This window comes from Streptomyces sp. NPDC014864, from assembly GCF_043081525.1.
Classification (GTDB): domain Bacteria; phylum Actinomycetota; class Actinomycetes; order Streptomycetales; family Streptomycetaceae; genus Streptomyces.
On sequence record NZ_JBIBWT010000025.1, the window covers coordinates 50,825 to 73,348 of the forward strand.

At 72.9% G+C, this 22,524-nt stretch carries 14 protein-coding genes, 1 tRNA gene, 1 other RNA gene and 1 pseudogene; 6 read left to right on the forward strand and 11 right to left on the reverse strand.

The features are described from left to right. Window positions 1-163: 163 nt before the first annotated feature. From ACF1A5_RS31155 to ffs, 4 genes are all read right to left on the reverse strand, one after another. Window positions 164-2,239, reverse strand: coding sequence for a hypothetical protein (locus tag ACF1A5_RS31155; protein ID WP_392196215.1), 2,076 nt, complete (start codon window positions 2,237-2,239; stop codon window positions 164-166). Between the two features lie 366 nt (window positions 2,240-2,605). Beyond that, window positions 2,606-3,892, reverse strand: coding sequence for a phosphoribosylamine--glycine ligase (purD, locus tag ACF1A5_RS31160; RefSeq protein WP_392196216.1), 1,287 nt, complete (start codon window positions 3,890-3,892; stop codon window positions 2,606-2,608). Window positions 3,893-4,108: 216 nt separating this feature from the next. Beyond that, window positions 4,109-6,613 carry a DNA polymerase III subunit gamma and tau gene (locus ACF1A5_RS31165; protein ID WP_392196217.1) on the reverse strand — a complete coding sequence of 835 codons (2,505 nt, stop codon included), beginning with the start codon at window positions 6,611-6,613 and terminating at the stop codon, window positions 4,109-4,111. Window positions 6,614-6,659: 46 nt separating this feature from the next. Then, an RNA gene (ffs, locus tag ACF1A5_RS31170) (signal recognition particle sRNA small type) lies at window positions 6,660-6,758 on the reverse strand. Window positions 6,759-6,830: 72 nt separating this feature from the next. On the opposite strand from ffs, the gene ACF1A5_RS31175 reads away from it, so the two are divergent. Beyond that, window positions 6,831-6,918, forward strand: a tRNA-Ser gene (locus ACF1A5_RS31175). 79 nt (window positions 6,919-6,997) lie between these two features. On the opposite strand, the pseudogene ACF1A5_RS31180 reads toward ACF1A5_RS31175, so the two are convergent. Both ACF1A5_RS31180 and ACF1A5_RS31185 read right to left on the reverse strand, forming a co-directional pair. Next, a pseudogene (locus ACF1A5_RS31180) lies at window positions 6,998-7,279 on the reverse strand (site-specific integrase); the annotation flags it as partial. A 456-nt stretch (window positions 7,280-7,735) separates the two neighbouring features. Further along, the gene (locus tag ACF1A5_RS31185) at window positions 7,736-8,872 is read right to left on the reverse strand and encodes a hypothetical protein (RefSeq protein WP_392196218.1); all 1,137 of its coding nucleotides are present in this window, start codon (window positions 8,870-8,872) and stop codon (window positions 7,736-7,738) included. 991 nt (window positions 8,873-9,863) lie between these two features. Between ACF1A5_RS31185 and ACF1A5_RS31190 the strand changes: the two genes are divergently transcribed. Next, the gene (locus ACF1A5_RS31190) at window positions 9,864-12,872 is read left to right on the forward strand and encodes a glycine--tRNA ligase (RefSeq protein WP_392196219.1); all 3,009 of its coding nucleotides are present in this window, start codon (window positions 9,864-9,866) and stop codon (window positions 12,870-12,872) included. Window positions 12,873-13,057: 185 nt separating this feature from the next. On the opposite strand, the gene ACF1A5_RS31195 is transcribed toward ACF1A5_RS31190, so the two are convergent. The 5 genes from ACF1A5_RS31195 to ACF1A5_RS31215 all read right to left on the reverse strand — a co-directional run bounded on the left by ACF1A5_RS31195 (window position 13,058) and on the right by ACF1A5_RS31215 (window position 19,456). Beyond that, complete coding sequence (locus tag ACF1A5_RS31195; protein ID WP_392196220.1) at window positions 13,058-15,445, reverse strand: ATP-binding cassette domain-containing protein; 2,388 nt, start codon at window positions 15,443-15,445, stop codon at window positions 13,058-13,060. A gap of 307 nt (window positions 15,446-15,752) precedes the next feature. Then, window positions 15,753-16,748 carry a DUF2637 domain-containing protein gene (locus ACF1A5_RS31200; RefSeq protein WP_392196238.1) on the reverse strand — a complete coding sequence of 332 codons (996 nt, stop codon included), beginning with the start codon at window positions 16,746-16,748 and terminating at the stop codon, window positions 15,753-15,755. 12 nt (window positions 16,749-16,760) lie between these two features. Further along, the gene (locus tag ACF1A5_RS31205) at window positions 16,761-17,054 is read right to left on the reverse strand and encodes a hypothetical protein (RefSeq protein ID WP_392196221.1); all 294 of its coding nucleotides are present in this window, start codon (window positions 17,052-17,054) and stop codon (window positions 16,761-16,763) included. A 130-nt stretch (window positions 17,055-17,184) separates the two neighbouring features. After that, entirely contained in the window at window positions 17,185-17,394 is a 210-nt protein-coding gene (locus ACF1A5_RS31210; protein WP_392196222.1) for a hypothetical protein, read from the reverse strand. 103 nt (window positions 17,395-17,497) lie between these two features. Next, window positions 17,498-19,456 carry a copper resistance protein CopC gene (locus ACF1A5_RS31215; protein WP_392196223.1) on the reverse strand — a complete coding sequence of 653 codons (1,959 nt, stop codon included), beginning with the start codon at window positions 19,454-19,456 and terminating at the stop codon, window positions 17,498-17,500. Between the two features lie 389 nt (window positions 19,457-19,845). Here ACF1A5_RS31215 and ACF1A5_RS31220 point away from each other — a divergent pair, with 389 nt between their 5' ends. The 4 genes from ACF1A5_RS31220 to ACF1A5_RS31235 all read left to right on the forward strand — a co-directional run bounded on the left by ACF1A5_RS31220 (window position 19,846) and on the right by ACF1A5_RS31235 (window position 22,496). Next, entirely contained in the window at window positions 19,846-20,448 is a 603-nt protein-coding gene (locus ACF1A5_RS31220; RefSeq protein ID WP_392196224.1) for an HhH-GPD-type base excision DNA repair protein, read from the forward strand. A 437-nt stretch (window positions 20,449-20,885) separates the two neighbouring features. After that, on the forward strand, window positions 20,886-21,065 hold the full coding sequence (locus ACF1A5_RS31225; RefSeq protein ID WP_392196225.1) for a hypothetical protein: 180 nt from the start codon (window positions 20,886-20,888) through the stop codon (window positions 21,063-21,065). A 250-nt stretch (window positions 21,066-21,315) separates the two neighbouring features. Continuing rightward, window positions 21,316-21,612, forward strand: a complete 297-nt coding sequence (locus tag ACF1A5_RS31230; protein WP_004943146.1) for a type II toxin-antitoxin system VapB family antitoxin — start codon at window positions 21,316-21,318, stop codon at window positions 21,610-21,612. 254 nt (window positions 21,613-21,866) lie between these two features. Then, the gene (locus ACF1A5_RS31235) at window positions 21,867-22,496 is read left to right on the forward strand and encodes a LytR C-terminal domain-containing protein (protein WP_392196239.1); all 630 of its coding nucleotides are present in this window, start codon (window positions 21,867-21,869) and stop codon (window positions 22,494-22,496) included. Window positions 22,497-22,524 lie beyond the last annotated feature (28 nt).

Consider the following 22,524-nt stretch of genomic DNA (forward strand, 5'->3'; position numbering starts at 1 on the left):
TCGGCGGATGCCGCGTGTCGTATGTCGCGCGCGTTTGCCAGGCGCGTGTTCGGTTCCAGCACATCACATAACGCACGCACGTTGTCACTATTCGTTGCGTATTGGCCGAAAGTGGAAGCGGGGAGTCCGGTAGGCCGGGCGTCGGCTCCCGCGTCGTCCCAGCTCAGCCGAGCCGGACGGGCTTCTCCGGTCGTATGCCGAGATCGCTCAGCCAGGTCCGCAACGGGCCCGGATCGCCGTCCTCGACCAGGGCGAGGACCTTGGAGCCGAGGTCGGCGGCCCGCTCCCCGCCCAGCATCAGGGCGGGGCCGTCCAGCCAGTCGAGGCCCGGAGTCGCGCCGGCGGTGTCCATCGCGGCGCAGCACACCATCGCGGTGACGTGATCGGCGAGCAGGTCGCGGCCGGTGCGTGGGGGCTGGAGCGGGAACAGCGGCAGGGCTCCGTCGTCCCAGGGCGTGAGGTCGGGGGCCTGGCCCTGCCCTGCGGCTCCCGACGAGGCCGCCCCCCGGGCCGGAGCGTCCGCCTCCTCGCGGGCCAGTTCGGCGCTGAGCCCCGCCGCGAGCGCCGCGCTCCGCTCGCTGCCGAACTCGGCCGCCTCCTCCTCGTCGGTCCCGCGCGTTCCCGCCGGGGGCGCGACGCCCGACGCGCCGCCCGACGCGCCGCCCGACGCGCCGCCCGAGGGGACGGCCGGGGTGGCGCCCGGCGTGGCAACGGAGGGAGCGACGGGTCCCGGGGCACCGGCGCCGGATCGGTGCGCCTCCGCGTCGGACGGGGCGGCGGGCCCGAGCCGGTGAGCGCCGGCCGCGAGACCGCGGGCGTCGGGGCCGGTGCCGGGGCCGTGAGCGTGGGCCTCGTGCGCGAAGCCGTGGTTGCGGGGGCCGGGCCCGTGAACGTCCGGGCCGAGTCCGTCGGCGTCGGGACCGAGCCCGGGGTGGTAAGGGCCGTGCGGGGCGGCCGCCAGGTGGTCCAGGACGCGGGCCAGGGTCGGGCCGTGCGGATTCGCGGCCGCGGGCACCGGGGAACGGCGTACTCCCAGGCTGTCCAGCACCCGGTGCAGCCGGGCGGCGTCGGCGCGCCACTTGCGGTCGACGACCTCCTCCGGATACGCCTCCCAGTCGACCGGTGACCAGTCCGGCCCGCGCTCGGCCGGGCCGCCGTGGAAGAGGCGGGCGGCCAGCAGCGAGGCCGCCTCGTCCACCGCGCCCGGCTCTTCGAGCAGGTCGCAGGCGGGGCGCTCACCGAGCCGGGAGGCGAAGCCCTCGGCCAGGCGGTCCCGGCGGGACAGCTCGGTGAGGGCCGCGACCACGCCCGCGTCCAGCCGCGCGGGCCAGCGGCCCATGCGCCAGGCGGGCAGCGCGACCCGGGTCAGCAGCCGGTCCCAGCCCGCGTACGCCAGGCCCACCTGCTCCTGCGCGACGATCCGCAGCCCGTAGTCCACGGCCTGGGCGCGCTCGGCGGCGGCGGAGGCCACCCCGCGCTCCATCTCGGTGGCGTGCTCCCGGCAGCTGCGCAGCAGCAGCCGGGCGACCCGGCCGAGCGCCGCGCACACTCCGCGGAACAGCCGACAGCGGCCGGGCGTGGCGGCGACGGCCACCGCGGCGTCCAGACCGCGGACGAAGCGCCGGGCGGCGGCTATGTCCGGATGCGCCGAGGGTCCCGTACCGGCGACGACCGGGGCGAGCACGGCCCGCAGCTCGCCCACCCGCATCCACCACAGGAACGGGGAGCCGATCACCAGGACCGGGGCGCCGGTACGGCGCGGCCGGGCGAGGGGCAGGTCGCGTATGCCGTCCGGCTCCTCGTGGGCCTCGCGCGGGGGAGGGCCGTGGGCCGGGTGGGTACGGTCCTCCAGCCAGCTGTCGCAGTCCGGCGTGAGCGCTATGGCGGCGGGGGCCGGGACGTCGAGGCGGTCGGCGAGGTCGCGCACCAGCCGGTACAGGTCCGGGGCGGCCTCCTCGGGGATCGGGACCGTCGGAGTCGTGGCGGGGCGGGCCCGGGCGACCACCAGGCCGACGCCGGCGGCGGCGAGCAGGACGACGACCGCCACCGCGCCCACGACCCAGCGGGCCAGGTCCCAGCCCCGGCCCACGAAATGGCCGGTGGAGTCGCCCGCGAGCAGCACCACGGCGACCGCGGCGGGCAGCAGGGCGACGGCCAGCGCCCGGCTGCGGACCCGCAGCACGGCCAGGGCACGCGAGCGTGCGGCCTGCGCGCCGATCTCCACACCCGTACCGGTCACGACCGGACGTCACCCCCTCCCGACTGTCCTGGTGTTGCTCACTCCCCCACTGTGGCACCCGCCACCGACATCGCAATGCCGGTGGGCCAAGTGCCGGAACGCTTGCGCCGCACCCTAGTTGGGGCTGCGGCCCACGTCAGCCGGATAGAACATCGGTCACTCGATGGAATGGCTTTGGTCAGAGCTGGGCGACCGAAAGCAACGGTCAGGCCCCGGATTTCGTCCGGGGCCCGAGGCGCGTGCGGTGTGCGGTGTGCGGTGTGCGGTGTGCGGTGTGCGGTGTGCGGTGTGCGGTGTGCGTATGTGACGTCGGGCGCGGCGCGGGTCCGGTTCCGGGTGCGGGTGGGGCGCCGGGGTGCGGTGGCGCTACGCGCCCGCCGCCGCCTTCGCCGCGATGTCCGTACGGTGCTGGGAACCGTCGAGGCCGATGCGGGCCACGGCGGTGTACGCGCGGTCGCGGGCCTCGGTCAGGTCCGCGCCGGTCGCGGTGACGGACAGCACGCGGCCGCCCGCGCTCACGACGGTGTCGCCGTCGCGCCGGGTGCCGGCGTGCAGGACGTACGCGTGCGGGGCGTCCAGGGCGGCCACCTCGTCCAGCCCGGTGATCGGGTCGCCGGTGCGCGGGGTGCCGGGGTAGTTGTGCGAGGCCACGACCACGGTGACGGCCGCGTCGTCGCTCCACCGCAGCGGCTCCAGGTGCGCGAGGGTGCCGGTGGCGGCGGCCATCAGGACACCGGCGAGCGGGGTCCGCAGACGGGCCAGGACGACCTGGGTCTCGGGGTCGCCGAAACGGGCGTTGAACTCGATCACACGGATCCCGCGGCCGGTGATCGCCAGTCCGGCGTAGAGCAGGCCGGAGAACGGCGTGCCCCGGCGCCGCATCTCGTCGACGGTGGGCTGCAGCACGCTGTGCAGCACGTCGTCCACGAGCTTGGGGTCGGCCCAGGGCAGCGGGGAGTACGCGCCCATGCCGCCGGTGTTCGGGCCCTCGTCGCCGTTCAGGGCGCGCTTGAAGTCCTGCGCGGGCTGGAGCGGCACCACCGTCTCGCCGTCGGTGACGGCGAACAGGGACACCTCCGGGCCGTCGAGGTACTCCTCGACGACCACGCTGCCCCGCCGCCCGGCCGGCGCGGAGGCCGTTCCCATGCAGGCCGCCGCGTGCGCCTCGGCGTCGTCGAGGTCACCGGTGACGACGACGCCCTTGCCCGCGGCGAGCCCGTCGTCCTTGACGACGTACGGGGCGCCGAAGGCGTTCAGGGCCGCGGCGGCCTCCTCCGGCGTGGTGCAGACGTACGAACGGGCCGTGGGGACTCCCGCCGCGGCCATCACGTCCTTGGCGAAGGCCTTGGAGCCCTCGAGCTGCGCGGCCTCCTTGGAGGGGCCGAAGACCGGGATGCCGGCCGCGCGCACGGCGTCGGCGACTCCGGCGACCAGCGGGGCCTCCGGGCCGACGACCACGAGGTCGGCGCCCAGCTCCGTGGCCAGCGCGGCGACGGCGGCGCCGTCCAGGGCGTCGACCTTGTGCAGCTCGGCGACCTCGGCGATGCCGGCGTTGCCGGGGGCGCAGTGCAGCGCCGTGACGTCGGGGTCGAGGGACAGGGAACGGCACAGGGCGTGCTCGCGGGCACCGCCACCGATGACAAGGACCTTCACGGGGTCAGCCTAACGGGAGGGGACGGGCACCGGTTGTGCGGGCCACCGAGGAACGGACGACCGGGCGTTCGTACGTTCCTACGGAGGCGCCCGGTGTTCGCTGCTCACAGCCGCTGCCCGGCGCCGCTGTTCGTACCGCTGTTTTGTGCCGCCGCTCGTGCCACTGCCTGTGCCGGAGCTCGTCTCACTGCCGTGTGCCGCCGCTCCGTCGCCGCGTCACTCCGTGGTGTACTCCTCGACCACGGTCGCGCCCAGCTCGCGCACGATCAGCTCGTGCCCGGAGAGGGCGGACTCGTCGAGGTCGGGGTCGTCGTCCTCGGGGATGTCGTCCTCGGGGGCGACGGGGGTGGGCTCGGGGGCGGAGGGCCGGGGGGCGGCCGGGGCCGACGGGGACGCGGGCGACCGCTCCGCCAGCCTCGTGGACGCGCCCGCCGAGGCGGACGGCCGGCCGGGCGCCGCGCCGGGCGCGGGAGCCTGTGCGTGGGCCTGGGGAGCCGCCGTGCGCGGCGCCGCGGCCACACCACCGCCGCCGTTGCCGCCACCGGGACCGGAACCGCCGAAGCCCGGTCCGGTGCCCCCGAAGCCGGAGCCGCCGCCACCACCGAAGCCGCCGGGCGCGGGGGGCGCGGAGCCGCCGCCCGTCGGGTCGACGATCGCCTCGATCTTCCAATGGACGTTGAACTGCTCGGCCAGGGCCTGCCGGAGAACGTCCTCGCTGCCGCTGCCGGCGAAATTGTCCCGGGCTCCGGCGTTGACGAAGCCGATCTGGAGGGTGGTGCCGTCGAAGCCGGTGACCTGGGCGTTCTGGCTGAGCAGGATCCAGGTGAAGCGGCGGCGGTTCTTCACCGCCTCGAGGATGTTCGGCCAGAGCGAGCGGGGGTCGATCCCGCCGCCCGGCGGGGGCGAGGCGGGTGCGGAGGCGGGCGGCGCCTGGTGCTGGGGCGCCGGTTGCGCGGGTGCGGGGTGGACCGGCGCCTGCTGTCCCTGGGACGGCGCGCCCGGACCGGCCGGGGGCCGTCCGCCGCCGCCCGGGGTCGTCGCCGTGGGCCAGCCGCCGGGCCGCCGACCGCCGCCCGCGGGGGCCGCGGTGGGCCAGGCGCCGGGCGCGGCGGGACCCGAGGGCGGAGCCGCCGGGGAGGCGGGGGCAGGGGCGGCCGCCGCGGCGGGCGCGTGTGGCTCCTCCTGACGGTCACCGGCGGGCACGGAGTGCGCCGGTCCGCAGGGTCCGGTGGGCGCCGGTCCACCGGAGCCCGCGCCGGGGCCGCCCACGGGGCCGGTGTGGCTCGGTGCGGCCCCCGCAGGACCGGCAAAGGCGCCTGGGCCACCCTGAGCACCAGGAGTACCAGGAGCACCAGGAGCGCGAGAAGCCGCCGGAGCGCCCGGCGCCGCCGCGGGAGCCCCCGGCGCACCCGGACCCCGTACGGCCGCGCGTGCCGCCGCCGGACCGCCGCCCGGGGGCACGGGCGCGCCCTGGGGGCCACCGGCGCCGCCGTGCGCCTCCGGTCCCGGTACGTAACCCATGGCGGGCGCGCCCATACCCGCGCCCGGGCCCGTGGCGAAGCTCACACCCCGCTCCAGCCGGTCGATCCGGGCCATCACCGACCGCTCGTCGCCGTACGCGGCCGGCAGCAGCACGCGCGCGCAGATCAGTTCGAGCTGGAGGCGCGGCGAGGTGGCGCCGCGCATCTCGGTCAGCCCCTCGTTGACGAGGTCGGCGGCACGGCTCAGCTCGGCCGCGCCGAAGACCCCGGCCTGGGCCTGCATCCGCTCGATGACGTCAACCGGCGCGTCGATGAGCCCCTTCTCCGCCGCGTCCGGGACGGCGGCGAGGATCACGAGGTCCCGCAGCCGCTCCAGCAGGTCGGCGACGAACCGCCGCGGATCGTTGCCGCCCTCGATCACCCGGTCCACGACCTCGAAGGCCGCGGCGCCGTCCCCGGTGGCGAACGACTCGACGACGGAGTCGAGCAGCGAGCCCTCCGTGTAGCCGAGCAGAGCGGTGGCCATGGCGTACGTCACACCCTCGTCGCCCGCGCCGGCGAGCAACTGGTCCATGACGGACATGGAGTCACGCACGGAACCCGCGCCCGCGCGCACGACGAGCGGCAGGACGCCGTCCTCGACCGGGATCCGCTCCTTGCCGCACACCTCGCCGAGGTAGTCCCGCAGGGTCCCCGGGGGCACGAGCCGGAACGGGTAGTGATGGGTCCGCGAGCGGATGGTGCCGATGACCTTTTCCGGCTCGGTGGTGGCGAAGATGAACTTCAGATGCTCCGGCGGCTCCTCGACGACCTTCAGCAGGGCGTTGAAACCGGCCGACGTGACCATGTGGGCCTCGTCGATGATGTAGATCTTGTACCGGCTGCTCGCGGGTCCGAAGAACGCCTTCTCGCGCAGCTCACGGGCGTCGTCCACACCACCGTGCGAAGCGGCGTCGATCTCGATGACGTCGATGGAGCCCGGGCCGTTCCTGGCCAGGTCCCGGCAGGACTGGCACTCACCGCACGGTGTCGGGGTCGGCCCCTGCTCGCAGTTCAGACAGCGGGCCAGGATGCGGGCGCTGGTCGTCTTGCCGCAGCCGCGCGGACCGCTGAACAGGTACGCGTGATTGACCCGGTTGTTCCGCAGCGCCTGCTGCAGCGGGTCGGTGACATGCTCCTGCCCGATGACCTCGGCAAAGGACTCCGGGCGGTAGCGGCGGTAGAGCGCGAGAGACGACACGCTTACGAGGTTATAGGCGCCCACCGACAATGGTCCCGGCCCGCGGAACGCAAGCGCCCCCCACGCACCCGCCAGAGCCGACCTACCCTTGCTGCCTTCCGGCCCTGGGGGAGTTCAGTCAGTTAGCGCCGCGTGAGGGGCTGCGCACAGACTACCCGATGCGGAGGGGGCGGAACGAGTTCGCGAGCACTCCTCTCGGTCATGTAATGTTTCCGGCGGAGGATTCGCCTAGAGGCCTAGGGCGCACGCTTGGAAAGCGTGTTGGGGGCAACCCCTCACGAGTTCGAATCTCGTATCCTCCGCCAGTGCCTCACCGGGCACGATGTCGAAGGGCCCCACTGTCCGCAGTGGGGCCCTTCGACGTGCTCCGTCTCAGTTTCCGTCTCAGTCGGATTTTTCTTCGGTGCCGGGCAGCACCCAGAGCGCGTCTCCGACTTGCTGAGCGACTTTCCGGAGCATGACTCCCGTCACATGCATGTAGCGGGCGCGCATCCTTGCCGCTCCCCCAGGCTCCCAGCCCGCGATCGCGTCGAACACGACGTCCGGGACACCGAGGACCAGGAGCACGGTCGCGGCGGTATGGCGTGCGTCGTGGAGACGGCCGTCTCGTACGCCCGCGTCCCGGAGAAGCCGCTTCCAGACGTGGAAGTCCGTGTTCGGGCTCAGGTCAGAACACGTCGTGGCTGGGGGCGGTCGGCTCCGCGACTTCAGCCAGCCACTTTGGCGCGAGCCTCGCAGATCATGGCCCCACATCGGACACTAACGGGCAGGTCCACAAGCCTGCCCGATCCGCGGGCCAGCCCGACTCGTCTGCCGGTATGGGCCCCCGACCAGCGAAATTTCTGGCCCGGGGCCCATCCGGGACTTGGCTGGCCCCCGTTCCCTACCGGTTCAACACGGACCGCCGAGTCGATCCGGGCCTGAGGGCATCGTGCACACAGACGGTCCCCGGAAATTTCCGATCAACCCACTACTCGTATCTCAGAAGTCGCCGGGGACCTGGCCGGTGCCCGACAGGTACTCCACGAGGGAGCCCTGTCGTGGTTGACCGGTCCTATTTACAATGATTACTCCGATTATGCGAGGTGGTCAAAGGATCCGGCGGACTAATCCCGCGCCGGCCTACTGCGGGGGGAGTTCGAAGCGCAGCAGTGCCCCGGCCTGGTGCGCGCGAAGTTCCGTCTCCGGCTCGATGTGCCGGACCTCGCCGCCGTCGTCGATGACGGTCTCGGTCAGTTCGTCGATGATGTCGGGGACCTCGCGCAGCGGCTCACCGCAGAGCGGGCAGGTCTTTCCCGAGCGCGCAAGCAGCCCGTCCCGGTCGCAGACGACGCCTGGGGCAACCGCCTCCTCGTCCACCGCCAGCGTCCGGATCGCGGCCAGCGAGGCCGCCCACAGCGTCTCGTCGAGCCCGACGGCGCAGGGCCGCCGGGTCGCCCTGGCATCGAGGATCTCGCCGACGAGCTGTCGCTGCTCCTGGTGTGCGTGGTCGGAGACGAGCTCCTGCACCTTCTGCTTGATGTCCGCGGGCGTGGCGGTCTCGCGGTCGACGGTGAAGCTGCCGATGAGCCGGTCCCGCAGTTCGCGCGGAAGGAATTCGATGAAGACCGGTACCTCATAAGAGTGGCCGCCGACGACGAGCAGGTCGAAGCGCCCGGTCCCGAACAGCTGCTTCAGCTCGCCGATGAGCCGCCGGTAGTGCCGTTTGCTGAGCTCGTCGGCCTTGTTGCGGACCCGGTCCTCGGCGAGCCCCGCGGCGTAGTTGGGCTTGCGCAGCATACGGTCGCGGATCGTCTCCAGCTCCCGGGCCTCGTCGATGTAGTGCTCCCAGACCTGGCCGGTCGCCTTGTCCACGATGACCGCGCAGGTGCGGTAGTACTCGTCGAGCACGCCCAGCATCGGACGGACGTACGGATCGGCGTCCACCACGATGCGTTCGCGGGTGCTTCGCGGCAGCCACACCTGCTCGTAGACGCCGTTGCCGCTGCAGGAGAAGACGGCGACAGCGCCCGGTCTGTGGGGCTCCTCCTCGAGCGATTTCCCGATCTTCGCGATGTCGTCGCGGAGCGAGAGCCGCGCGGCGTGCTCAAGCGAGCGATCCTCCGCGAGGGGCCGGATGCGGTCCAGCAGGCTCGCCACCCGGGTCAGGAACGCGCGGCGGCCCGTCCTGTCCGGTTCCGCGGGGATGTAGAGCGAGACCAACGGAAGTCCGTTCCCGTCCAGCCGGAGAATTCGATCGACCTGGTCTTGCGTGATCATCACCGCTCCTCGCGCTCCGTGAGCCTCGCTCCGCCCCGTTCCAGGTAACGCGGTGGGCACCGGAGCAGCAACCGCAGCGTGACTCCGTTCAGTCACTCCGGGCTGCCCGCGCCGGGCGGGTCAGGCGCCAGCAGGCCCGGGCGGGGGATTCCCCGGGCCTGGTGGCGCGCGGCCGTCCTGCACCCCGGGCGCAGTACACCCGATCCACGACGGCCCTCTGAGTCGACGAGTTCCCGATCTTCACTCCTTCGGGTGAGCCTGGTCTCGATCCGTGCCATCGAGGGCCCACATCCGCAGCCAAACGAAACCGCCTAGGCGTGCTGCATCGCTGGGCCGTCTCTGGGCCGTCCGTGGCAGACCGACGTCGACAGATGATGACAACCAGTCCCGGCGTCCACGCAGGTCACAGGCTCAGCTACGGTGGGCTACCGCACGTGAGAGACCTTCGGCTACTGATGCCGGCGGAAGAGGTGCTCGGTGTACCAGCGCCCGAAGGCCCGTGCTTACTCCGTCTCAGTTTCCGTCTCATTCAGCGAGGGACGCCGCTCCCCCGGGCCCCCGAGCAGTGATCGCGTCGATCACGACATCCGGAACGTCGGCGAGCATCCCGGGCGATCTCGTCAACGCCCGGTCGAAGGTGTTGGAGGCCGCCGTTCACACCACTCCGTAGTGGTGCCCCGTCCGTCTCCGTTCGTGGGAAGCACGGGAGATCCCGGTAGCGGGAGGCACCGCGCAGAGCAACGGCTCCACGGTTGCGGTCGGGCAGGATGGGGCGGCGGCCGAGGAGCGACGGGCAGCGGGTCCGCCGAGGGCCCGGTCTCCGGTCGTCCGGGGCCGTGAGCCGGGCCAAGGAGTCACGGTCCAGGGGGCGTTCGGGCGCGGGACAGCACAAGCCCCCTCAGTATTTTGGTCCAGGCGGCGGGCGCCTGAACAGCGCCGAGCGCGTAACCACCTTGCCGAACCAACTCGGGAAACAGGCGATTCGATCAGCATGAAGAACGGCCAGACAGCGCTGACCATGCAGGATGCCATCCTCACCCTGCAGAAATACTGGAGCGACAACGGGTGCATGATCACGCAGCCGTTGAACACGGAGGTGGGAGCCGGTACGGCGAACCCGTCCACGGCGCTGCGGGTGATCGGCCCCGAGCCCTGGAGCGTCGCCTACGTGGAGCCGAGCGTGCGGCCGGACGACTCGCGCTACGGCGAGAACCCGAACCGGCTCCAGACCCACACGCAGTTCCAGGTGATCCTCAAGCCCGACCCGGGCAACCCGCAGGAGCTGTACCTGGGCAGCCTCCGGGCGCTCGGCATCGACCTCGGCGCGCACGACGTGCGGTTCGTGGAGGACAACTGGGCCTCCCCGGCACTCGGCGCCTGGGGGCTGGGCTGGGAGGTCTGGCTGGACGGCGTGGAGATCACCCAGTTCACCTACTTCCAGCAGGTCGGCGGGGTCACTCTGTCCCCGGTGTCGGTGGAGATCACCTACGGTCTCGAACGCATCCTGATGAACCTTCAGGGCGTGTCCCACTTCAAGGACATCGCCTACGCGCCGGGCATCACCTACGGCGAGGTGTTCGGCCAGAACGAGTACGAGATGAGCCGCCACTACCTCGACGACGCCGACGTCGAGACCAACCACCGGCTCTTCGAGTCGTACGCGTCCGAGGCACGGCGCATGCTCGACCTGGAGCTGCCCATCCCGGCCTACACGTACGTGCTCAAGTGCAGCCACACCTTCAACGTGCTCGACGCGCGCGGCGCACTCAGCACCACCGAGCGTGCCAAGGCGTTCTCCCTGATGCGCGGTCTCACGCACGAGTCGGCCAAGTTGTGGGGGCAGCGCCGCGCCGCCCTGGAGTACCCGCTCGGAACGGCCGCCGCGCCGGCCCCCGCCGTGCGGGCCGCGCTGCCCACGGTGCTCGGCACCGAGACGCTGCTCTTCGAGATCGGTGTGGAGGAGCTGCCGTACGCCGATGTCCGCGCCGCCACCGACGCGGTGCGCGAGGCGGTCGCGGGCAAGCTGGCCGCCACCCGGCTGGGACACGGTGCGATCACCGCGATGGCCACCCCGCGCCGCATGGTCATCACGGTCGAGAAGGTGGAGCCGCGGGAGCCGGACACCGTCAAGACCGTGCGCGGCCCCAAGGCCGCCGCCGCCTACCGGGACGGCGCCCCCACGCCCGCCCTGCTGGGCTTCGCCCGCAGCCAGGGGGCCGACCCGTCGGACGTGCAGGTCCTCGACGTCAGCGGCGTCGACTACGTCGCGCTCACCCGCGAGGCGCCGGGCCGCACGGCGGTCGAGGTGCTCAGCGAGCTGCTGGCCGAGGTCGTGAGTGAGCTGCGCGCCGGCCGCAACATGCGGTGGAACGACCCGTCCCTGTCGTTCTCCCGGCCGGTCCGCTGGCTGCTCGCCCTGCTCGGCAGCACGCCCCTGCCGATCGCCGTCTCCGCCCTCGCCTCGGGCACCACCACACGCGTCCACCGCACGGCCCCCGACCCGGTCGTCCAGGTGACGTCCGCCGTCGGCTACGCCCACTTCCTCCAGATGCACGGCATCATGCTGGACCGGCAGTTGCGGCGCGACGCGGTGGTGCGCGGCGCCCACGAGGCGGCGGCGGAGGTCGGCGGATTCATCGACGTGGCGGGCGAGGCCGGACTGATCGACGAGATCACCGACATCGTGGAGTACCCGCACCCGGTGCGGGGGTCCTTCGACGAGGGCTACCTCGACCTGCCCTCGAGCGTTCTGACCACCGTGATGCGCAAGCACCAGCGCTATCTGCCGGTGCTGGACGGCGACGGGCGCCTCATGCCGTACTTCATCACGTTCGCCAATGGCACCTGCGACGACGACGTGGTGCGGTCGGGCAACGAGGCGGTGCTGCGGGCCCGTTACGAGGACGCCGCCTTCTTCTGGCGCACCGACCTGAAGGTGTCCCCGCAGGACTTCCGCGGCCGACTCGACAAGCTGACCTTCGAGGACCGGCTGGGCACGGTCGCCGACCGCGCCGACCGCATCGCCGCGCTCGCCCGCGACCTGGCCGAACGTGCGGGGCTCCCGCAGGACGCCGCCGCCACGGTGCGTCGCGCCGGCGAGCTCGCCAAGTTCGATCTGGCGTCGCAGATGGTGGTCGAGTTCTCCAGCCTGGCCGGGGTGATGGCCGAGGAGTACGCGCGCCGCGCCGGTGAGCCCGCGGAGGTCGCGCGGGCCCTGGCCGAGATGGAGTTGCCGCGCTCCTCCGGCGGCGCCCTGCCCGCCGGCGAAGCGGGCGCCGTGCTGTCGCTCGCCGACCGGTTCGACCTGGTGACGGGCATGTTCGTGATCGGCGCCGTGCCGACCGGGAGCTCCGATCCGTACGGGGTGCGCAGGGCCGCCATCGGTCTCCTCAACGTCCTGCGGAGCGTGCCCCCTCTGGCCGGGCTCCGGGTGGCCGACGGCCTGCGTGCGGCGGCCGAACGCTACGCCGCCCAGGGCGTCGACGTGCCCGCCGAGCGGCTCGCGGAGGCCGCCGAAATGATCACCCGCCGCTACGAGCAGCAGCTCACCGAGGCGGGGCACGAGCACCGGCTCGTCCAGGCCGTCCTGGTGTGGGCCGACCGCCCCGCGCACGGCGACCGCACCCTGGCCGCGCTGGAGCGCCACGTCGGCACCGAGGCGTTCGAGGGGCTCACCGCCGCGCTCCAGCGCGTGCTGCGCATCCTCCCCGGGGACGGCGCGGAAGGCGGCGCCGAGGCGGTGGACCGCTCCCGGCTGACCGCTCCCGCCGAACTGCGTCTGGCCGAGAGCGCCGAGGCCGTCCGCCAGGCCCTGCGCGGTCGCGAGGACGAACTCACCGCGCTGGTCGAGGTCTCCGCCCCGCTGGTCGCCGCCGTCAACGCCTTCTTCGACGAGGTCCTGGTGATGGACCCCGACCTCGCGGTCCGTGCGGCCCGGCTTGCCCTGCTGGAGGACGTGGCACGCCTGGCCCGTACGACGCTGGACTGGAGCGCGCTGTAGGCGGTACCCCGCAGTGGTGAACGCCCGCCGCGCCCCCCGTCGCCGATCCGGCCCGGGGGGCGCGGTGCTGTGTCCGGAGCCCGTCCCCCGCCGGACAGCGCCTCCCCGGCTGGGGCTCCCTGGCCGTGAGCAGCGGCGCCGAGGGCCCGGCCGCCGAGCGCCGGGCCCTCGGCCGGGTTTCCGGGTCAGGCGCCGACGTAGGCCGCCAGGTGCTCGCCGGTGAGGGTGGAGCGGGCGGCGACCAGGTCGGCGGGGGTGCCCTCGAAGACGACGCGGCCGCCGTCGTGGCCGGCGCCGGGACCGAGGTCGATGATCCAGTCGGCGTGCGCCATGACCGCCTGGTGGTGCTCGACCACGACGACCGACTTGCCGGAGTCGACGATGCGGTCGAGCAGGCCGAGGAGCTGCTCCACGTCGGCGAGGTGGAGGCCCGCGGTCGGCTCGTCGAGGACGTAGACGCCGCCCTTCTCGGCCATGTGCGTGGCCAGCTTGAGCCGCTGCCGCTCGCCGCCGGACAGCGTGGTGAGCGGCTGGCCGAGGGTCAGGTAGCCGAGTCCGACGTCGGCGAGCCGCCCGAGGACACGGTGCGCGGCCGGCGTGTGCGCCTCGTCCGCGCCGAAGAACTCCTCGGCCTCGGTCACCGACATCGCCAGCACCTCGCTGATGTCGCGGCCGCCGAGGTGGTGGTCGAGCACCGACGCCTCGAACCGCTTGCCCTCGCAGTCCTCACAGGTGGTGGCGACGCCGGCCATCATCGCCAGGTCGGTGTAGATGACACCGGCACCGTTGCAGGTGGGGCAGGCGCCCTCGGAGTTGGCGCTGAACAGGGACGGCTTCACGCCGTTGGCCTTCGCGAAGGCCTTGCGGATCGGGTCGAGCAGCCCGGTGTACGTCGCCGGGTTGCTCCGCCTGGAGCCGCGGATCGCGCCCTGGCCGACCGACACCACGCCCTCGCCGGGCGGGATCGACCCGTGCACCAGCGAGCTCTTGCCGGAACCGGCGACCCCGGTGACGACGGTCAGCACCCCGAGCGGGATGTCGACGTCGACGTCGCGCAGGTTGTGCGCCGTCGCGCCGCGGATCTCCAGCGTGCCGGTGGGCTTGCGCACCGTCTCCTTGAGCGCGGCCCGGTCGTCGAGATGCCGGCCGGTGACGGTGTCGGCGGCCCGCAGCCCCTCGACGGTGCCCTCGAAGCAGACGGTGCCGCCCGCCGTGCCGGCGCCGGGGCCGAGGTCGACGACGTGGTCGGCGATCGCGATGACCTCCGGCTTGTGCTCCACGACGAGCACCGTGTTGCCCTTGTCCCGCAGCCGCAGCAGCAGGGAGTTCATCCGCTGGATGTCATGGGGGTGCAGGCCCGTGGTGGGCTCGTCGAAGACGTAGGTGACGTCGGTGAGCGAGGAGCCGAGGTGGCGGATCATCTTCACGCGCTGCGCCTCGCCGCCCGACAGCGTGCCCGAGGGCCGGTCGAGCGAGAGATAGCCGAGCCCGATCTCCACGAACGAGTCGAGAGCGTGCCGGAGCTTGGCGAGCAGCGGCGCCACGGAAGGTTCGTCGAGCCCTCGGACCCACTCGGCCAGGTCGCTGATCTGCATCGCGCAGGCGTCGGCGATGCTGCTCCCCTTGATCTTCGACGACCGGGCGCCCGCGCTGAGCCGGGTGCCGTCGCACTCGGGGCAGGCGGTGAACGTCATCGCCCGCTCCACGAACGCGCGCACGTGCGGCTGGAGCGCGTCGATGTCCTTGGAGAGCATCGACTTCTGGATCTTCGGTATCAGCCCTTCGTACGTCAGGTTGATGCCCTCGACCTTGATCTTGGTCGGTTCCTTGTGGAGGAGGTCGTGCAGCTCCTTCTCCGTGTAGTCGCGGATCGGCTTGTCCGGGTCGAAGAAGCCGCAGCCCGTGAAGATGCGGCCGTACCAGCCGTCCATGCTGTAGCCCGGGATCGTGAGCGCGCCCTCGCTGAGCGACTTGGAGTCGTCGTAGAGCTGGGTGAGGTCGATGTCGGAGACCGTGCCCCGGCCCTCGCAGGTGGGGCACATGCCGCCGGTGCGGGAGTAGGTCGCCTTCACCGCCTTCTTCGCACCGCGCTCGACCGTGATCGCCCCGCTCGCCCGGACCGAGGCCACGTTGAACGCGTACGCGCTGGGCGGGCCGATGTGCGGGGTGCCGAGCCGGCTGAAGAGGATGCGCAACATCGCATTGGCGTCGGTGGCGGTGCCGACCGTGGAGCGGGGGTCGCCCCCCATCCGCTGCTGGTCGACGATGATCGCGGTCGTCAGCCCGTCGAGCACGTCGACCTCGGGCCGCGCCAGGTTCGGCATGAAGCCCTGCACGAAGGCGCTGTACGTCTCGTTGATCAGCCGCTGCGACTCCGCGGCGATGGTGTCGAACACCAGCGAGCTCTTGCCCGATCCGGAGACGCCGGTGAACACCGTCAGCCGGCGCTTCGGGATCTCGATGCTGACGTCCTTGAGGTTGTTCTCGCGGGCGCCGAGCACACGGATCAGATCGTGGCTGTCGGCCACGTGCGATGCGGGCGACCGCGGGTCGGTCCTCGTGGCCATGCTCATCGTGTCTCCGTCCGCTCCGTCCGCCCGGCCCCTGGCGCCGCCGGCGATGTCCACGGCAGACACGCTAGGCGGGAAGCGGGGGCCGGCGCTTCTCGATTCCTGACGGAGACGGTACGGATTCCACGCACGCACCTGCGCCGGCGCATCCCGCTCCTGAACGGGCGAGGGCCCCGAGCGGTTCGCCACTCGGGGCCCTCGTCGTAGGGGCGCTCGTCCAACGGGCCGTCGTTGCAGGGACGCTCGCCGTACGGGCCTAGCCGTACGTCCCTCCGCCCTGCGGGCCTTCGTCGTCCGGGGACTCCGTGGGTCACCAGCGGGTGCCCGGCCCCCTGGCCTTCCCGTTGGACGGCTGGGACCGGCCCGCGGCGGCACTGCTCTTGCCGCGGGCGGTAGTGGCCCTGCCCGCCAACGGCCTGGTCCTGCCCGAGGCAGGAGCCCTCCTTCCCGAGGCGGGGGGCGAAGCGGGGCCCTCCGCGAGGAGTTCGGACCGGGGGGCGCGCCGCTGCCGGTGGCGGGGGGCGACGCGCCGGGGCGGACGGGTCAGGGTGATCTGGCGGACGAGCTGCTGGAAACAGGTCAGGGACGCCAGGCCCGGCAGCGCGGCCGCCGCGATGTCGACGAGCGTCCTGGGCGCCTGGACCACACACAGGAACATCGCGATGGCCGAGAAGAGCAGCACCGCACACCAGGAGTGGACGGCGCGACGCCGGTGCAGGGCCGCGCGCAGGACGGACAGCGACGCCACCAGCCAGGGGCCGAAGACGAGCAGCGGCCACCAGGACGCGGTACCGGCCTGCATACGGGACACGGCCACGATGCGGAGGGGGTCGTAGGCAACCATTCCACCGAAGAGACTCACCGCGGAGGCGGTCACCGCGGCCAGCGCGGCGATGAACTGACTGACGGCCCGCAGGCCGGGCGGCCACTTGCGCTTGCGGACCTTGCGATGCCCGCGGGACACCCTTCTCAGCGGAGGCAGTTCCGCGGTGGTTTCCTGGAGATTCTCCAACGGGATGCTGGGCCCGGTCGGAGTGACGGGCACCTCGGCCCGGGTGGTGGGAATTCTCGGCCGATTCTGCTCCAACATCGCGTCCTGGAGCATGAAGGCCAATTCCTCGGCCGGGTCCCAGGCCGAGTCCGGCGGCACCAGGGGAGTCGAGAAATACGCGTACGGCGCCGGATCCGGAGTCGGGGGTGGAGTCGGAGCGCGGTGCCGACCGGTGCCGGTCCGCTGATATTCGTCCAGATAATCCGGATAATCTGCCGAGCGTCCGGGGCGGCCGTCGATTCGTTCGTCGTACATCACGCGACCTGGTTATTCCACCACCGAAAATGGGGACCTGCCCTGGGGGCCCACCCAGCGGCGGGCGAGATCGGCTTCCAGCGCACTCATCGCGTCCAGGAAATCCCGCAGCAGGGGCTCGGTCACCTTCAGCGCCACCGGGAGGCCGCCCCTGCTCAGCGTGCCGTTGGCGGGCCCCGCCTCGTGGACCGGGGCGGGGATGTAGGTGTAGGGGCCCAGGGCGACCGCACGTCCGGCAGGCGTGCCCTCCCGCTCGCGTCCCACGAACAGACGCAGGTACTGCCCTTCCCTGGTTGCCTTAGTCATATCCCGACTAACGCCGCCCCACTCCACCGGATGCGGGGCATTTGGGTGAACGGGTTCCCACGATAAAACATATATGTGCGATGGGATGTCTGCCGAAGAGATGGACGGCGGTGCGGGATGCGGAGCCACACTACTCGGCACCGGTGGACACCTCGTCGGACATCGGATCGACGCCGAACGGACGGGCGTTGCTCTGGAGCACGTCGACCATACGCCGACGCCGATTCAATTCCATTGCATCGATCCGCCACAGGCGACATTGGTAGGGCGGTACGAAAATGGAGCCGACGGTGCACGCGGAAGCACACACGATCAGCATCCACAGGGTGACATTCCACATTACTTTCTCCGTTGGGTCCTGACGACTGTGTCGCACGACACCGGCATAACGCGCACGAATATGCGAAGTTACGGAAAAGGAACGTGTATTCACGGCCCTTGGGCTAGCCGGGGATCCGGACCTTGCGGGACTCGCTCACCTGGTCCAGTTCCGAGACCCGCACCGTCGCCTTCATCGTCCAGGTGCCGGCGATCGGCAGGGTGAGGCGGTCGGTCCCCCAGTAGCCGCCCTTGTCGGTGAGCCCGGCGTCGATCGGGCCGATGTCCCGGGCGGGCAGGGAGAGGGAGAGCCGGAGTTCGGGCACGGTGGACACGCCGCCGTCGGGGCCGAGGACCACGGCCTCCACCGTGTTCTCGCCCACGCGGCCCGGCAGCAGGGTGATCTGCACCTTGCCCCGGGCACGCGAGGTGCCGAGGTCGAACGGGATCCACGTGACGCTTGCGCCCGGCTCCCCGGGCGCGGGCGCGGGCGAGGCCTGCGCCGCCTCGGCCGTCGCGCGGCCCGGCACGGTGCCGGTCAGCACCGTGCTGATCACCAACACGACGGCTCCCACGGTGACTTCGGCCAGGACCGCGCGACGCAGACCGCGACGGTGCGCGTCGGGTGCCGGGGCGTCGGTCGCGGAGACCTGGGGCGGAGAGACGTCGTCGGTCGCGGAGACCTGGGTCGGAGAGACGTCGTCGGTCGCGGTGGCGTCCGCGTCCGCCCTCAGCAGCCGTGCCGTCCAGTTCCGGGACTGGCTCGCCGCCGTCAGCAGCAGGGTCACGGCCGCGAGCTTCAGCAGCAGGAGCCGCCCGTACGAGGTGTCCGTGAACGCGGTCCAGGAGCCGAGGCCGCGCCAGGACTGGTAGACGCCGGTGACCACCAGCACGGTGACGGCGGCGAAGGCGATGCGGGAGAAGCGGACGGCGGTGTCGGTCAGGGCGGGGCGGGGCACGTGGGCGGGCTCGGGGCCGGGGGACGTGATCGCCGTCGCCGTCACTGCCGGCAGGGCCTTCGTCGCCGTACCGGCCTTCGTCGCCGGCGCCGGTGAGGGGGCGTCACCACCCGTCCCGGCCGTCTCGCCCGTCTCGCCCGCCCCCGGGTCCGGCTCCGGGTGGGCCGGCCGCGTCCGGCGGAGCGTCGTGAGCAGGGCTGCCAGGCCGCCCAGCCAGACCGACATCGCCAGCAGGTGCAACGTCGAGGACGCCAGGGCGACGGGCACCTGGAGGCCCGCCGACGCGTGCTCGGCCGCGGCCCACGTCAGGGCCAGGGAGAGGACCAGGACGGCGCCCGCCGCGCCCGTCGCCCTGGTCGGGCGCGGCGGGCCCCCGTCCTCGCCGCGCCGGGACAGCCGTACGAGGAAGGCCGCGGCCGGCAGGAGCAGGGCCAGGCGGCCCAGCAGGACCACGCCCGGGCGGCTGGTCAGGGTGCGGGACAGGGCCGAGGGATCGAGGGCCGCCGCCGGGCCCGCACCCGTCTCGTACGGGGCGCGCAGCACCAGCAGGACCACCGTGGACGCCAGCAGCGCCCACCAGCCCGCCACGAGCGGCTTGCGCAGCGGGCCCGGGTCCGGCGGACGGCAGGCGACGGTGAAGACCGCGGTGCCGATGAGCAGGGCCGCGGCGGCGTAGGCGGCCCAGCGGGCGAGGTCGTAGAGGCTGCCCGTGACGGGGTCCTCCGCCGGGCCGGTGCCGACGGTGGCGGCCGTCGGGGACGGACGGCCCACGGAGAAGGTGAAGGCGCCCGACACCGGGTGGCTGTCCGCCGACACCACCCGCCAGGCGAGGACGAAGGTGCCCTGGTCCAGCTCGCCCGGCAGGGTCACCCGGGCGGTGTCGGACCGGCCCGGAGCGTGTTGGGCCTCGCCCGTGCGCACCCGGCGCCCGTCGGGGCCGAGGAGGCGGAAGGAGTCGTCGAGCAGGCCTACGGACTCGGTGAAGGTCAGCGTGACCGCGTGCGGGGCCGACTTCAGGACGGAGCCGTCGGCCGGGTCGGTGGTGCGCAGGGCGGCGTGCGCCGCCGCGGGCCCGGCGCCGCCGAGGAGCAGCAGGACCACCACGGCGCCCAGCAGCGCCGCCACCGGGAGCCGTCGCCACCCCTCCCGAACCCACGCTCTCCGGACCCGCGCTTCCCGCCCCGCCCCTCTCCGGCCGCGCGCCTCCCGGTCGCCTCGCCCCGGCCGTCCGAGGGACGCACCGCCGTCATAGCCTTCGCTCCGCCGTCGGGCCACGTCGCCTCTCCGTTGTGGTACTTGCCGGCTTCCGGATACGTACGGACGCGCACCGCGCATCACTCACCCCCCTCGCGGACCATCCCCGCACCTTCACACATCCGGCGGCGACCGGGCCCACGGCCCCCTCACCGAACGCCTCCGGCACCCGCGCGCCGGGCGGCCCGAGGCGTCGCCCGGCGCGTCCGGCGGAGGCGTGCCATGCTGCGTTCCGCCGCCCGGCGGGCGATCATCGGGGCATGGACGTCACTCTTCACCTCGCCCAGGATCCCGACGCCGACGCGCTCCTCGGGCGCAGTCCGCTCGCCGCGCTGATCGGGATGCTGCTGGACCAGCAGATCCCGATGGAGTGGGCGTTCAAGGGACCGGCGACGATCGCCCGGCGCATGGGCACCGACGACCTGGACGCGCACGAGATCGTGGCGTTCGAGGCGGAGACCTTCGGCACGCTCCTGTCGGACAAGCCCGCCGTGCACCGCTACCCGGGGTCGATGGCCAAGCGGATCCAGCAGCTGTGCCAGTACCTCGTGGAGCACTACGACGGCGACCCCGAGGCGATCTGGCGGGACGCCGGCGACGGGCGCGAGCTGCTGCGGCGACTGGAGGACCTGCCCGGGTTCGGCAAGCAGAAGGCGCAGATCTTCCTCGCGCTGCTCGGCAAGCAGCTCGGCGTCCGGCCCGAGGGGTGGCGGGAGGCCGCGGGGCCGTACGGGGAGGCGGAGTCCTTCCGTTCCGTCGCCGACATCACCGGGCCGGAGTCGCTGGAGCGGGTGCGGGCGTACAAGCAGGAGGCGAAGGCGGCGGCCAGGTCGGCGAAGGGCACGAAGCCCTCCGCGGGCTGAACCGGTCCGTCTCGGGGCGGCACAGACCGAGACGACCTCCCCGAACCGGGCCCGGCCGGGCGGACCGGGGCGTGGCCGTACGCCGAGCGGGCGATTCTCTGGCGCGCCGCGTTGAACGGCGTCCGTCCCGTGGGCACATGACCCGACGTGAGCACCGCACCGCACACCCGCCGCGCCGCGCGCCGGCACGCCTGTCTGCGGGTGCTCGTTCTGCTGCTCGCCCTGCTGGTGCCGGGTGTGCACGCCGAGGCGGACGCGGTGGCCGTCGTGACGGTGGCCGGTGCGGCGGGCGGCGGGGCCGCCGAGCAGGACGTCCTCGACGCGGCGCTGCGGCCCGCCGTGCGCGGCTGCACGCCCTGTGCTGTGTGGTCCTGCGCTGCTGACGGACCGTTCCGCCCCCGGTCCGTCCATCGAGTACGACGCGAGGAACCACAGCCATGCCCAGCGACCCCTACGCGGTCCTGCGCGCCCTGCTGCGCGCCGAGGCCGTCCGCGACACCGCCGAGACGAACAAGACACACCTGGCCGAGACGAACACGACGCACCTGAAGGACCCCGGCCGGCCCGAGTCACGCGAGCGGCGGCCGGTCACGGCGGAGGAAGAAAAGCGAGTCTGAACCTTGCCGGGCGCCGACGACGGCGCCCGGCCGACCATCTCCTGCGGGCCGTGCCGGGGAGGCAGCCGTGATCTCCCTGCCGGTCAGGATGCCCGGCGGTGCCCGGCGAGCGGGCGGAGGGAGGCACGGTCTCGCCGTCGCCCGTCGCAGACCCCCGTTCCGGATTCGCCCCGCTTTGCTGCGGCATTTCCCGCGTCGCACTCCGTCGTCATGGCTGCGCCCGGAACGTCTTGGCCGGTAGGCTTTCCGTGTGATCTTCAAGCGCATCGGAAACGGCCGGCCGTACCCCGACCACGGCCGGGAAAGCACCCGGCAGTGGGCCGACGTCGCGCCGCGCCCGGTCCGCCTCGATCAGCTCGTCACCACCAAGCAGCAACTCGACCTGGAGACCCTGCTCGCCGAGGACTCGACCTTCTACGGCGACCTCTTCGCGCACGTGGTGAAGTGGCAGGGCGACCTGTACCTCGAGGACGGGCTCCACCGCGCGGTGCGGGCGGCGCTCCAGCAGCGCCAGGTGCTGCACGCGCGCGTACTCGAACTGGACTGAGCGCCTCCGGTCCGATCCGGGAGCCGGCGGGTCCGATCCGGAGCCGAGCGGGCCGACGCGAGAGCCGGCCGGTCCGGGAGCCGAGGAGTCCGGCGCGAGAGCCTCGGAGCCCGGCCCGAGAGCCTTCTGGCCGTATCCGTCAGGGGACGGCTTGGACCTTTCGGGTTCTGCTGGACGGATCCGATGATCATCTAGTAGGAATCACCGCTCCGGCACACTACGCTGCGCCCATGAGCATGCTGACTCCCCCCGGCATGGGTGGGCAGTACCGGATCAAGGGGAACAAGTATCCGCGGATGCGCCGGCCCCGGCGGCGCGGCAGGCTCGCGTTCCTGGCCGTCGCCTCCGCCACCGTGCTCGGCGTGATCGGCTGGGGCACGCTGCAGCTCATCGACGTCTTCACCGGGGGTGGCGGAGAAGCGTCGGCCGCCAACGGGCGGTCGGACTGCGCGACCGCGGCCGAGCCGAAGGCGAGCCCTACCCCGGCCCGTGCGGAGCGGGCGCTGCCCAAGCCGGGCCAGATCACCGTCAACGTCCTCAACGCCACGCCCCGCAAGGGCCTGGCCAAGCAGACCGCGGACGAGCTGAAGAAGCGCGGCTTCCACATCGGCCAGGTGGGCAACGCCACCAAGGAGTACGACAAGAAGGTCAAGGGCGCCGGACTGCTGCTCGGCGCGACCTCGGCCATGAACACCTCGCTGCCGGTGCTCGCCACCCAACTCACCGGCGCCGAGACCCGCGCGGACACCCGCAAGGGCGCCGACGTCGACCTCGTCATCGGCGACGGCTTCAAGCAACTGGCGAAGCAGCCGGACGCCACCAAGGCGCTGGCCGCTCTCAGCGCACCGCGGCCGGCCGCCGACACGGCGAAGAAGGGCTGCTGAGCGGGGCGCGGCGACAGGGCCGGACGCC

Bases quoted from the DNA above. Each gene is read 5' to 3' on its own strand.
- ACF1A5_RS31205 (WP_392196221.1), bottom strand. From the start codon at position 17,054: ATGACTAAGGCAACCAGGGAAGGGCAGTACCTGCGTCTGTTCGTGGGA.
- ACF1A5_RS31200 (WP_392196238.1), bottom strand. From the start codon at position 16,748: ATGTACGACGAACGAATCGACGGCCGCCCCGGACGCTCGGCAGATTAT.
- ACF1A5_RS31195 (WP_392196220.1), bottom strand. From the start codon at position 15,445: ATGAGCATGGCCACGAGGACCGACCCGCGGTCGCCCGCATCGCACGTG.
- ACF1A5_RS31220 (WP_392196224.1), top strand. From the start codon at position 19,846: ATGGACGTCACTCTTCACCTCGCCCAGGATCCCGACGCCGACGCGCTC.
- ACF1A5_RS31225 (WP_392196225.1), top strand. From the start codon at position 20,886: ATGCCCAGCGACCCCTACGCGGTCCTGCGCGCCCTGCTGCGCGCCGAG.
- ACF1A5_RS31190 (WP_392196219.1), top strand. From the start codon at position 9,864: ATGAAGAACGGCCAGACAGCGCTGACCATGCAGGATGCCATCCTCACC.
- ACF1A5_RS31210 (WP_392196222.1), bottom strand. From the start codon at position 17,394: ATGTGGAATGTCACCCTGTGGATGCTGATCGTGTGTGCTTCCGCGTGC.
- ACF1A5_RS31235 (WP_392196239.1), top strand. From the start codon at position 21,867: ATGGGTGGGCAGTACCGGATCAAGGGGAACAAGTATCCGCGGATGCGC.
- ACF1A5_RS31185 (WP_392196218.1), bottom strand. From the start codon at position 8,872: ATGATCACGCAAGACCAGGTCGATCGAATTCTCCGGCTGGACGGGAAC.